This window comes from Flavobacterium sp. (assembly GCF_044368625.1).
Taxonomy (GTDB): Bacteria; Bacteroidota; Bacteroidia; order Flavobacteriales; family Flavobacteriaceae; genus Flavobacterium.
The window spans coordinates 1-11,324 of the sequence record NZ_JBIPPD010000103.1; the positions used below are offsets into that span (position 1 = coordinate 1).

Consider the following 11,324-nt stretch of genomic DNA (forward strand, 5'->3'; position numbering starts at 1 on the left):
TTGAACACCGCTTTTTCCTTCCGTCAGGTTTAGTATAAGTGTTGGTTGTTCAATCAATACGGTTTCGTGCATGAACTTACTTTCACTCATCAAAGGCCAATGATTGTGTATCAAACCAGCATTCAATCCTGCTACGAAACCTCCGTAAATGATTTGCAAAATCAGAAATACCAATGCAATTCGAGCAGTATTTCGCAAGGATATAAATACGGTTTGGCGTTCAGGATAAATTAAGTCTAAAGCAACCCAAAGTGTGTAAGCAAAAGTAATAAAGGCAAAAGTCAAGTGCAGTGCAAGTCGGAAATGACTCACATCGGGACGATCAATTAAACCGCTTTTGACCATAAACCAGCCCAGAAATCCTTGAAATCCTCCCATAAATAATAGGATGAAACATTTCTTGATGGTCTCTTTTGACAATCTTTTTTTAATCAAAAAATAGAAAAAGGGTATGATAAAAACAATTCCGATGATGCGACCGATAAACCGGTGGAACCATTCCCAGAAGTAAATAAATTTATAGTCATCAATCGTAAAATCATTGTGGATATTGATTTTTTGATATTCAGGAAACTTTTTATATTCGTCAAAAGCTTCTTGCCATTTTTCAGAAGTTAAGGGCGGAAAAGTGTCAGTAACCAAATGCCAGTCGGTCATCGAAAGTCCGGAATTAGTCAGTCGCGTAATCCCTCCAACGATAACCATAATAAACAATAATAAACAACCTGAAAGTAGCCAAATAATGACCGATTTATCTTTTTTCATTTTTTTTGATTGGAAAATCAATTTAGATTAGTAGTAAAAATGGATTTTTTTTAATTTCAAATGTCCTGCTCATTTTTACAATACAAAAATACCTAATTTAGTAAAACGCTTTTTCAGAACATTCGTTAATCTTTCTTTAAACCCATTTTAAAGGCTTTATGAGTCACAAATTCTAGAGCAGCTTCATATTCATTGGCAATGTGTCCTTCCAAAATGGCTTCTTTTACGGCTTCCTTTAAAGTTCCAATTTCTCGTCCTGGTTTCAAATTAAAAAGTTCCATAATTTGTTCACCAGAAATAGGCGGTTGAAATTGACGTACATGGTCGCGTTCTTCCACTTCAATAATTTTCTTTCGAACCAAATCAAAGTTGGCGTGGTATTTTTTAAATTTTGAAGGATTTTTAGTAGTAATATCGGCTTCGCAAAGCGTCATCAAATCATCAACGTCTTCACCAGCATCAAAAACCAATCTACGGACCGCCGAATCGGTTACGGTATCTTGTGCCAAAACAATTGGACGCGAGCTCATCACCACCATTTTTTGTACAAATTTCATTTTTTGATTCAATGGCATGTGCAGTCGTTCGAAAATTTTCTTGACCATTTTACCGCCTAAAAATTCGTGTCCGTGAAACGTCCAACCTTGTTTTTTGTTGAATCTTTTGGTAGGTGCTTTGCCAATATCGTGTAACAATGCCGCCCAACGAAGCCAGACATCATTCGTGTTGGGGCAAATATTATCGACCACTTCCAACGTGTGGTAAAAATTATTTTTATGCGTATGACCTTCAATTTCTTCCACTTGGTTCAAAGCGGTTAGTTCGGGAAGGATTAGGTCTAACAATCCTGCTTTATACAATAATAAAAATCCCACCGAGGGTTTTTCACTAGAAAGCATTTTGTTCAACTCTTCTACAATTCTTTCACCCGAAATAATATTGATTCGTTCGGCATTTTTCGCAATGGATGCTAACGATTTTTCTTCGATTTCAAACTTTAGTTGAGTGGCAAATCGAATCCCTCGCATCATTCGCAAGGGGTCGTCAGAGAACGTGATATCGGGATCCAAAGGGGTTTTAATGATGCCCGACTCTAAATCTCTTAGACCATTAAAAGGGTCAATGAGTGTTCCGAAATTTTCTTTATTCAACGAAAAAGCCAATGCGTTTATCGTAAAATCACGCCTATTTTGGTCGTCTTCTAAGCTGCCGTTTTCTACCAAAGGTTTACGACTGTCAAAATTATAGGACTCTTTTCGAGCGCCTACAAATTCAATATCCGTGTCTTCAAAACGCAACATTGCAGTTCCATAATTCTTAAATACTTGTACCTTGGGCTTTTTTGGAAGTAATTCCGAAACTTTTAAGGCCAATTCGATGCCGCTTCCAACGGCAACAATGTCGATGTCTTTTTTGGAGCCTCTATCTAATATAAAATCCCTAACGAAGCCACCAATGACGTAGCTTTCCACGCCAATTTCTTGAGCGGCTTGGGAAATGATTTCAAAGATTGGACTATTTAGAGCTTGTAAATATTTCATTTTAAATATCGCAAATTCGCAAATTATTGTTTTTAATTATTGTTTTTGATTGGTAGTTAACTTAAAGACTTTGTTTAACTAAGTAAAAGATTATTTCATTCTTTTTGAATCAACAATCCTTTTGTATTCTAAGGAAATTAGATTGAAGTTAGCTAAAATGGCGGGATAATAGCCAGAGATTTTCAAATAATTTAAACACTGATTATAATGGCTAGAATCAAAACAAGAAACCGTTTTTACTTCCAATATTATTTTATCGTATGCAACGAAGTCAGCATAGAATTTATGCCTCAGGGAAGCGTTTTTGTAGATTACTTCAAATTCCATTTCTCTTTTAAAAGGAATATTATTTATTTTAAATTTCATACTCCAACGCATCCTTATATACAATTTCAGAAAAACCTTTACCGAGATTTTTATGAACTTCATACAAGATCCCAACTAATTAATAGCTTCTTCTTTATAAATATAATCTTCTTCCATTTTAAAAATTAATTTGCGAATTTGCGGTTATTGTTATTTCCTAATTACTTTTACCTGCAAATCGTTTGTTAATTTAATAATGGCAGAGGGATTTCCTGCAATTTTATCACGGTGCAAATTTACAACATAGTCCACGCCTTTTACAATTTCAGGACTGATTTCTTTAAAACTTTTTGGTGTAGATTGCCCTGAAATATTTGCCGAGGTGGAAACCAACGGTTTTTTCATCCGTTCCAATAATTTAAAGCAAAAAGGCTCTTTTACTATTCTAATTCCCAGGCTTTTATCAGGAGCAATTAAGTTTGGAGCTACATTTCGCGGATCGTCCAAAATCAACGTTGTGGGTTTTTCGGCACAATCCATAATTTGCCAAGCGACTTCTGGAATTTCTTTAAAAACGTTGTGCAACATGCGATCGCCATTCATCAACACAATCATACTCTGGGTTTCGGCCCTTTTTTTTAACGCAAAAATTTTGGCTACCGCCTCTGGATTTGTAGCATCACAACCAATTCCCCAAACAGTATCGGTAGGGTAGAGGATGATGCCGCCTTCTTTAATCACTTCGTATGCATTGTGGATTTCTTCGTTCATATGGGTAAATGTGTTGCGGAAATTTTTACTTTTGTTTTGGTTCAGGGATACAAATATAGTGTAATGATAAAAATTAAAAAAATTGCGATTGTAAGTACCAATAGTTTTGGCTACATAAATTTTTTGGTGCAAAAACTCGAAGCTATTGAAAGCGTCGATTTGACATTTATCAACATTGATGCTGTTCCGTTTAAGTACAAAAATAAATGGTCGCGAATTGAAAATTTTTTTTCTAAAATACTGTTTAACAAAAGTTTAAAGGAAATCAATCGGACTACCTTTATCAAAAAAACAATTGCTGAAAAGAATCCCTTTGATCAAATATTAGTCATCCGACCCGATTTACTGGAGCTGGAAGCACTTGAATTTTTACGAGCAAATGGCGCGGAAATGAATTGTTACTTGTTTGACGGCATCGAAAATTTCAAATATCAAAAAAGCATTTTGGGCTATTTTGATACCGTTTTTAGCTACGATAAAAGCGATGTTGCCAAATATGGTTTCGAATTTATTACGAACTATATCTACGACGATGTCATTGAAAACAGCAATACCGAGTTTTCTGTTTTTACAATTTGTTCGTACGATAAAAGGTTTCAATTTCTTGAAAAAATAGCAAATCAGCTTTCCAAAATGGATGTGTCTTTTAGGTTTATTGTAAAGAAAGACAAGGTGTTGCAACACCAATTGATTCAATTTTCACCGCATTATATATCGCTAGAAAAAGTAAAAGAGTTGATTTCCAAAAGTGATGTCTTGGTTGATATTCAAAAAAAGAATCAGATCGGATTGAGTTTCAGGGTTTTTGAAGCCTTAGGTTTTAAAAAGAAATTGATAACCAATAATGCAGATATTGTAAATTATGATTTTTACAATGAAAATAATTTTTTCGTCATTTCAGAAGATAATTTAGAGATTCCAAAATCATTTTTTGAATCTGAATATTCAGATGTTCCCGCAGAAATTTTGTCTCAATACAAACTCAAAAACTGGATTGCTCAGGTTTTTAAAGTTTAGAGTGCCTAAACGGTTTTGTAGAAATGATAATAATTTTCTTCAAAGTTTTTTAAATCATGATGTTCGGCCACCACTTTAAAGGCATTCTCAACAATCTTATTTTTAAGTTCGGGATTTTGTAAAATTTCCAGACACTTCTTCGCCAAAGCGTCAGCATCTTTTTGTGGAGTTACAAAACCTGTTTCCTCATTTCGAACCACTTCCTTAATTCCGCCAGCGTCTGTGGATACTACTGGGATTTTTGCGGCAAATGCTTCGTAAATCGATAAAGGCAAACCTTCTTCAATGGAAGTCATTAGCAAAACGTCAAACTCGGGTAGGATGTCCAAAACATCGTTTCGAAAACCCGTTAAAATCACGTCATTCTCAAGTTGGTTTTCTTTGATGTATTGTTCAAGTACTTCTTTTTTAGGGCCTCGACCAACGATAAAAAATTTGATTTCGGGTAAAGCACTTTTCGTTTGCAGGATTTTTTTTGCTGTATCAATAAAAGTAAACAAATCTTTTTGGTCGTCCAGTCCTGCAATATTTCCAATAATTAGGGAGTCGTCCGGAAGATTAAATTCTTTGTGCAAGATTTTAATATTCTTTTTTGCCATCACTTTTTTAACATCGATGGCGTCGTAAATGGTCAGCAACCTGTTTCTGTCTGTTATAATATCATCAAAAATGGCTTCTACGGCTTTGGAAACCGAAACAATTTTTGTGATGTAAGGATGCGAATATTTGTATTTATTTAAAAAAAAAGGTTTTATTTTATTGTTTCGCTTGCGACTCAAAACCAGTTTGGGTTGGTAATTTAAAAATTTCATTGCAATCAAACTGCAAGTCAAAGCTGTGGAATCGTGTACATGAATTAAATCAATTTTTAGGGTTTTACAACTCGCAATGATTGACTTAATGGCATTTGTTTTTTTATTTTTATTGTGATTGTATGTAACTAAATCGGCATTGTCTCTTCGGCACATTTCAGCAAGATCCGCATCATCGGGACATAAAATGTACTGCTTTAAGTCGGTTTTGTTTTTCAATAATTGATAGATAGTGTACATTTGAGCATCACCACCTCGCAAACCCTGCATCGTTGTTACGTTTAAAATGTTCATTGATTTTCTTTATTTAAAGCGGTACACTCCGATACTTTTTTTGAATACTTTACTGAACCACACCATTTTGACATAGCAGTAATTTTTAAAACTTTTGCCTTTCCATTTTGAAAACGGAATTATTGACGTAGAAATTTTTTTCAATATTTGATCTGAAACGATAAAGTCTTTAAAAACTTCCGTTAAATCGACATTTCCATAGCCGTCAAATTCGTTGACTTTGTTTTTTCCGTGAATAACAGACATCCACATTCTTTTTCCGTAAATACTTTTGATTCGAGGCTCTTTTTTCCAAATATGATGGTCGTAAAACCACACCGTTTTAGGATTGTCGTTTTTTTCAATCAAACTGATAAATGGATTGAAAATATGGTCTTTTTTACCCAAAATCATATCTGGTTCAATTTGTAAAGTATATCCATTAATAAAATCAATGGCAAGAAAGTCTTGTTTTGCAAACTGATTTTGAACTTCTTGAATGTAATTTTTATGCAAACAATCGTCGTTGTCAATCATCGATGTAATCAAATAAGGAACTCCTTGACTGTTTTGCTCGATGTGTGCGTTCAAACTTTTATGAAACAGTGCCATACCGTTGATGTAAATAGGAACGATAAAAGAGTAGGGTTGTAGTAACTCCGCAATTTTATTTTTATAGAAATCGCTCGTAGTGGTGTCAAAAAAAAGTAACCATTTAAAATTGGTATTACTTTGATTGGTAACAGATGAGAGGCAATAATTTTCGAACAAAACCATTCGTTCTTCCATCCATTTTTCATCTAAAATTGCCTCATTATTTTTGGTCAATCCCCAATTTGGATTTTTAAGATTAAAACGAGTAATTAAATAATGATTAAACATACATTTTTGGAATAAAAGGGGTTATTTGTTTTCTTGGTTCAGTCGCTTCAATTCTTTATATCTTGCCGAAACACTTAAAGCGTTGAGGTAACAAATAATGATGCCTTTTCGACCGTCCAAAATGCCAAGACGAATTAAATATTGGTACAAAAAGTTGTAAGTAGAGTGGCCGTATTTATGGAAAATAGTAGGTTTAAAGCCGATTTGGTATTTTTCCATGGCTTTTAATTTTCCATAAGTAATCATCTTTCGTTTGTACGATTGATATTCGGCATAGGAATAATGAATGAGCTTGTTTTTGAAATAAGCAATTTTTCCGTCCACGTCGAGCTTTTCATGCACCAATCGGTTGTGGGTATACCGGCATTTGTCTTTTTTGAATAACCTAAAAATCCGATCGGTTTGCCAACCACTAAAACGCAGAATGCTCTTTTTGAAATAGAATTTTCGGTAAAACAAGTAAGCACTCACTTCTTGGTTTACCGCTACCGTTTCAATAATTTCGGTTTTCAATTCTGGTGTCAAGCGTTCGTCGGCATCAATAAAGAGAATCCAATTATTTCGGGCTTGATCAATAGCAAAATTGCGTTGAGAGGTGTAATTTTCAAATTTATTTTGAATAAAGCGAACATTTTTGAAAGATTCAGAAATCTCCTTTGTTCGATCGGTACTGAAAGAATCGACTACAATTACCTCGTCAGCAAAGTCTAAATCGCTCAGTAACTCATACATATGAATTTCCTCGTTTAAGGTAATGATCAAAACCGATATTTTTTTGCTTGATTTGGAATCCATTAATTACGATATATTCAACAAATATAAATTAATTACTATTTTTGCAATAGAATTATCGAAAAAAAAACATGAAAATTTCTGTTATAGTAAGTACTTACAATTCGGAGAAGTGGTTGGAGAAAGTCATAATTGGCATGAACCAACAGACTTTTACCGAATTCGAACTTGTTATTGCAGACGATGGTTCGGATGAAAAAACACGAAATTTAATTGAACGATGGCGGCCGTTAGTTCGATTCAACATGCAACACATTTGGCACGAAGACGATGGTTTTCAAAAGACTAAAATACTGAATAAAGCCATTTTAGCCTCCAAAACCGACTATTTAATTTTTACTGATGGCGACTGCATTCCGCGAAAAGACTTTGTTGCAACCCATTTAAAATACCGTAGAAAGAACTATTTTTTATCGGGTGGCTATTTCAAAATGTCGTTAGAAACTTCTGAAAAAGTGACTGAAAAAGACATCATTGCTCAAAACTGTTTTCAGTCGAAATGGTTGCAGGAAAATGGTACTCGGTGGACAATTAAGTTTTTGAAATTAAGTACTTCTGCATTTCTGAGCCGTTTTTTGAATACGATAACGCCTACAAATCCTTCTTGGAACGGTCACAATTCCTCAGGCTGGAAAGCCGATTTGATGGCGGTAAATGGATTTAATAACGAAATGAAATACGGCGGAGAAGATCGCGAATTGGGCGAGCGTTTGTTTCATTTGGGTGTGAAGTCCAAGCAAATTCGGTACTCCGCAGTTTGTGTGCATTTAGAACATGCTCGAGGTTACATGTCCGATGAAGTTTGGGAAAAGAACAACCAAATTAGAGCTACTACTCTAAAAAATAAAGTCATCAAAACCTCCACAGGAATTAGCGAACTTTAGGAATTTGTACAAATTTTCGAATTTGATTTTCAAATAAGTCCGGCCTAAATTCTTCATACAATTTCAGTGCTTCTTTTTTCATTTCTTTGGCGGTTTTTGTACCGTAAAGTTCGGGTTTAAAATCTTTCAAATGCACCGAAACGTTTGTGGTTCCGTTTTCAAAAGCGTTCCAGGCTTCTTTAATAATCCAAGTAGAAAAGATGGTGAATGTAGGAATATCCAGCGCTTTTGCCATATTTACGGCACCACCTTCATTGCCAATTAAGGCATCGCAATGCTGTGTAATCGAAAGAAATTCGCGAATACTTCCTGGAATTAAATCGATTTTAATGTGTTGCTGCGTTTTTTTTTGGCACAAATTATAAATTTCTTGGGCTTCGGCGATTTGCGAAGGCATGTAGTTGAACAGCAACGTGGCGTTGGTTTCGAAAACAATTGCATCCAGAATTTGCGCCATAAACGGGAAAGGATATGTTTTAGAATTTCCGCTTCCCAAAACGCCAATCATAAAAATTTTATTTGAAAAATCGATGTTGTGGTGGAGCAGGATTTTTTTGCCATTTGCAATTTCCTCTTCTGTTAGAAAAATTTTTGGTTTTAAATCAAACTGATTCGAATGGGCAATTAATTTTACTAAATTGATTCGGTTTTCCAGTGCTGTTCCTGCATTGGTCAAAGGTTGTGTAATTTCTTTCGTCGTTTTTGAGTACAGAAAATCGGAATATGATTTGCGAAAACCAATCTTGGTTTTTGCACCCGAAAAAGCCACGACCAAATTACTTTCCAGTTTGCCATACGCATCAAAAACCAAGTCGTATTGGGATTTTTTTATTGAAAGTAAAAAATTTAAAAATGCTATTTTGCTCTTTCGGTAGTCATCGTGAAACAAAATCAAGTTGTCGATATTGGGATTGTTCAAAACAACAGGCTGGGTAAAGGGATAAATTAAATAATCAATTTGAGCCTCGGGATACAGCATTTTCAAGTTGTTGCAAATAATACTACTTGCAAGGACATCGCCAATCATTTTTTGTTGAATCACCAATATTTTCATAAGTCAAAGCTACTTAATCCAAGTGTATAGTTGCAACAAAAATTTGGAATTTTTAAATATGTACATTTTACGTGGGATATGCTCTAGCGTTTTTTAATTTTTTAGAAAAGAAATCTACTGCTTCCCTTTACTAAAAGTAAATTTATAAGTATAACGACAATCGCTTTGATAAGGATTCACTTTAAACAACTTATAATTATGTTTGTGTTATTTTTGTTTTGTTCGATTTCTATTTCAATTAATACAGTTTTATTCTCATTATTACATTTTTCTGTTCCCAAATGGTTGAAAAACTGAACCGTTTTTTATCTGCTATTTATAAAGTTATTTAATGCCGTTTTTGCTTGTGGACTTGTAAACAGTGAAGCATGTTCTCCGCCTGCTATTTCAACGAATTGACGGACTTGACACGTAGTACAATTGGTAACATTTTGCTTAAAAGTAGGCCAAGAGGTCATTTGTATGGGATTGTCATTCAAACCTTGTACAAACAAAATATCCGACTTATAATCTTTTGTAAAATTAAGCAGCGAGCGTTCGAAGTAAGCATTCGGGTTTGTTGCAGTCGTGCCATATTCATTTTTAATTTTTGTGCAAGCTGCACCAGACTGGATTGCCCCATTTTCTTCTAATTGGCATCTGTAAACTAAGTTTATCGGACCGGGTGCATTGGCAATTACGCCATTTGTTTGGTGTAAGGTATTGAGCATCGTAACAAGATATCCACCTTGAGAATGTCCTGCCAAAAAGACTTTTTTGATGCTTATTCCCAATTCTTGACTTGCTTTATTTTTGACCCAAAGTAAGGCCGCTTCTGCATAAATAAAATTGTCTCCTAAAAGTGTATTCTCTCCAGGATACGCCACACTTACAAGCATCATGTCTTTCCGGTCTAGTATATCCTTAAATTTATCCAATACATTTTCGGCTGCCTCAAGTATTTTGTTATCGTACAAAACCGTACCGTGAAAAACGATCAGGACATCAACTTCGTTTGTATCCGGTTTGTCTATGATTACATTTAGGCTGATATCATTATAACTAATATTTTTAGTTTGTCTAAAAGCAGTTGGCGTTTGGTTTGTGGGATTACTAATGTCGTTGTTGCAGGAGAAGAAAATCAACACCAAGAGAAATAGACTTATGGTTTTTTTAGCGGTCATTTTATTGAAAATTTTAATGTTTGAAAATTTACTTATATTAACCCGTTGGGTAAATATGAGGTAAACAAAAACTGTTAAATGTTGGTAAAGATATTGAAATTCAGTGTGTTTAAATCATAAAACAAACTAACATTACTAACAAATATAGCAAAAAAATAATTTATAGTTTGAGAAGTTATAATTTCTTTGATTTGTGAATCAGAAAATAAATCAGGATTTGGCAGAAGCCAAAATATGTCTTATTTATGTTAGTTGTACTTAGTTTAACTGTTGAATTTATGTCGATTGATAGTGAAAACTCATTATTTAAATTGGTTGATGTTAGTCACATTCCAAATTTAATTGAGCGAAGTTAATTTAATAAAAGAAGACGAAACTTGTTTTTATTTTTAGAATATGGAAGAATAAAATCGATTTTTTATGTTTTTTAAGATTATTAATTCATACTTTTTATCTCAACCTTTAAATTTGTTATTGTGTTTTTTTTCAGTAGTCATTATTTAGTTTGATATAATGCAATTCTGTTTCCTTCTGTATCTTCAAATTCGGCAACAAGTCCAATTCCGTTGTCTGTTTTGGGATATAAAATTTGTCCACCATTGGAAAATCTCTATTTAAGCTAGGACTTTATTGCTATATCTCCATTATTACAATAGGAACCATCAATCTGGGAATATTCTTAATAAGAAATTAATACTAGATCGTAACCATTTTCAGCTATAAAATGCAGCTTGTTTTTATCAAGATGAATAATTTGAAATTTTTTTTCTTTATTATTATCTGTTTTTGTAATTAGTTCGCCTTTTGTTGTGTCTAATTTCCAAATGCCTTTAGAAAATCCTTCGGAACCATTTCTATCAATAGTTCCATCTGATTTGTATTCAATGGTATCTTGTTTTAACGTTTCAAGAATAGAAAGTATTCCTTCCTCTTTTTCAGCCTCACTCAAAAATGCAAATTGTGGGTCTTGACTTAGTTTTTTTTCAATTACCGGCTTCATGGCTTCCACATCCATTTTCCATTTTTTACATAATAATTTCGAATCAAATTCTTGCGCGTTAACT

Annotated in this window: 13 protein-coding genes and 1 pseudogene; 3 read left to right on the forward strand and 11 right to left on the reverse strand. The window is 33.9% G+C overall.

The genetic code is table 11. The features are described 5' to 3' along the window. The 5 genes from ACIQ2X_RS09125 to ACIQ2X_RS09145 all read right to left on the reverse strand — a co-directional run. Positions 1-765, reverse strand: a 765-nt coding sequence (locus ACIQ2X_RS09125) for a COX15/CtaA family protein (protein WP_396178621.1), incomplete at its 3' end; no start/stop codon positions are given. Positions 766-890: 125 nt separating this feature from the next. Continuing rightward, a complete protein-coding gene (locus ACIQ2X_RS09130) occupies positions 891-2,306 on the reverse strand; it encodes a CCA tRNA nucleotidyltransferase (protein ID WP_396178622.1) in 1,416 nt (471 codons plus the stop codon). 90 nt (positions 2,307-2,396) lie between these two features. Then, positions 2,397-2,684 (reverse strand): GxxExxY protein, encoded by a 288-nt coding sequence (locus ACIQ2X_RS09135; protein WP_396178632.1) that lies wholly within the window; start codon positions 2,682-2,684, stop codon positions 2,397-2,399. After that, positions 2,662-2,739 (reverse strand): GxxExxY protein, encoded by a 78-nt coding sequence (locus tag ACIQ2X_RS09140; RefSeq protein WP_396178633.1) that lies wholly within the window; start codon positions 2,737-2,739, stop codon positions 2,662-2,664. Before ACIQ2X_RS09140 ends, ACIQ2X_RS09135 begins: the two co-directional genes overlap by 23 nt. Before the next feature lie 83 nt (positions 2,740-2,822). Then, the gene (locus ACIQ2X_RS09145; protein ID WP_396178623.1) at positions 2,823-3,383 is read right to left on the reverse strand and encodes an L-threonylcarbamoyladenylate synthase; all 561 of its coding nucleotides are present in this window, start codon (positions 3,381-3,383) and stop codon (positions 2,823-2,825) included. A gap of 63 nt (positions 3,384-3,446) precedes the next feature. On the opposite strand from ACIQ2X_RS09145, the gene ACIQ2X_RS09150 reads away from it, so the two are divergent. After that, positions 3,447-4,400, forward strand: a complete 954-nt coding sequence (locus ACIQ2X_RS09150) for a hypothetical protein (RefSeq protein ID WP_396178624.1) — start codon at positions 3,447-3,449, stop codon at positions 4,398-4,400. 5 nt (positions 4,401-4,405) lie between these two features. On the opposite strand, the gene ACIQ2X_RS09155 is transcribed toward ACIQ2X_RS09150, so the two are convergent. From ACIQ2X_RS09155 to ACIQ2X_RS09165, 3 genes are read right to left on the reverse strand one after another with little or no spacing between them, the layout of a single operon-like run. Then, positions 4,406-5,506 (reverse strand): glycosyltransferase family 4 protein, encoded by a 1,101-nt coding sequence (locus ACIQ2X_RS09155; RefSeq protein WP_396178625.1) that lies wholly within the window; start codon positions 5,504-5,506, stop codon positions 4,406-4,408. Positions 5,507-5,515: 9 nt separating this feature from the next. Next, positions 5,516-6,367 (reverse strand): glycosyltransferase, encoded by an 852-nt coding sequence (locus ACIQ2X_RS09160; RefSeq protein WP_396178626.1) that lies wholly within the window; start codon positions 6,365-6,367, stop codon positions 5,516-5,518. A gap of 21 nt (positions 6,368-6,388) precedes the next feature. After that, positions 6,389-7,129, reverse strand: a complete 741-nt coding sequence (locus ACIQ2X_RS09165; RefSeq protein ID WP_396178627.1) for a glycosyltransferase family 2 protein — start codon at positions 7,127-7,129, stop codon at positions 6,389-6,391. 101 nt (positions 7,130-7,230) lie between these two features. On the opposite strand from ACIQ2X_RS09165, the gene ACIQ2X_RS09170 reads away from it, so the two are divergent. After that, complete coding sequence (locus ACIQ2X_RS09170; protein ID WP_396178628.1) at positions 7,231-8,043, forward strand: glycosyltransferase family 2 protein; 813 nt, start codon at positions 7,231-7,233, stop codon at positions 8,041-8,043. On the opposite strand, the gene ACIQ2X_RS09175 is transcribed toward ACIQ2X_RS09170, so the two are convergent. Further along, positions 8,030-9,070, reverse strand: a complete 1,041-nt coding sequence (locus tag ACIQ2X_RS09175) for a glycosyltransferase family 9 protein (protein ID WP_396178629.1) — start codon at positions 9,068-9,070, stop codon at positions 8,030-8,032. The two genes, ACIQ2X_RS09170 and ACIQ2X_RS09175, sit on opposite strands and share 14 nt — an antisense overlap. A 332-nt stretch (positions 9,071-9,402) precedes the next feature. Beyond that, entirely contained in the window at positions 9,403-10,260 is an 858-nt protein-coding gene (locus tag ACIQ2X_RS09180; RefSeq protein WP_396178630.1) for an alpha/beta hydrolase family protein, read from the reverse strand. 186 nt (positions 10,261-10,446) lie between these two features. On the opposite strand from ACIQ2X_RS09180, the pseudogene ACIQ2X_RS09185 reads away from it, so the two are divergent. Then, positions 10,447-10,613 (forward strand): annotated as a pseudogene (locus ACIQ2X_RS09185) (IS982 family transposase); the annotation flags it as partial. 326 nt (positions 10,614-10,939) lie between these two features. Here ACIQ2X_RS09185 and ACIQ2X_RS09190 read toward each other — a convergent pair. Beyond that, positions 10,940-11,324 (reverse strand): hypothetical protein (locus tag ACIQ2X_RS09190; protein ID WP_396178631.1); only part of this gene is annotated, 385 nt, incomplete at its 5' end.

Coding starts and splice junctions, on each gene's coding strand:
- ACIQ2X_RS09135 (WP_396178632.1), bottom strand. CDS start 2,684: ATGCGTTGGAGTATGAAATTTAAAATAAATAATATTCCTTTTAAAAGA.
- ACIQ2X_RS09175 (WP_396178629.1), bottom strand. CDS start 9,070: ATGATTGGCGATGTCCTTGCAAGTAGTATTATTTGCAACAACTTGAAA.
- ACIQ2X_RS09160 (WP_396178626.1), bottom strand. CDS start 6,367: ATGTTTAATCATTATTTAATTACTCGTTTTAATCTTAAAAATCCAAAT.
- ACIQ2X_RS09145 (WP_396178623.1), bottom strand. CDS start 3,383: ATGAACGAAGAAATCCACAATGCATACGAAGTGATTAAAGAAGGCGGC.
- ACIQ2X_RS09155 (WP_396178625.1), bottom strand. CDS start 5,506: ATGAACATTTTAAACGTAACAACGATGCAGGGTTTGCGAGGTGGTGAT.
- ACIQ2X_RS09130 (WP_396178622.1), bottom strand. CDS start 2,306: ATGAAATATTTACAAGCTCTAAATAGTCCAATCTTTGAAATCATTTCC.
- ACIQ2X_RS09150 (WP_396178624.1), top strand. CDS start 3,447: ATGATAAAAATTAAAAAAATTGCGATTGTAAGTACCAATAGTTTTGGC.
- ACIQ2X_RS09170 (WP_396178628.1), top strand. CDS start 7,231: ATGAAAATTTCTGTTATAGTAAGTACTTACAATTCGGAGAAGTGGTTG.
- ACIQ2X_RS09180 (WP_396178630.1), bottom strand. CDS start 10,260: ATGACCGCTAAAAAAACCATAAGTCTATTTCTCTTGGTGTTGATTTTC.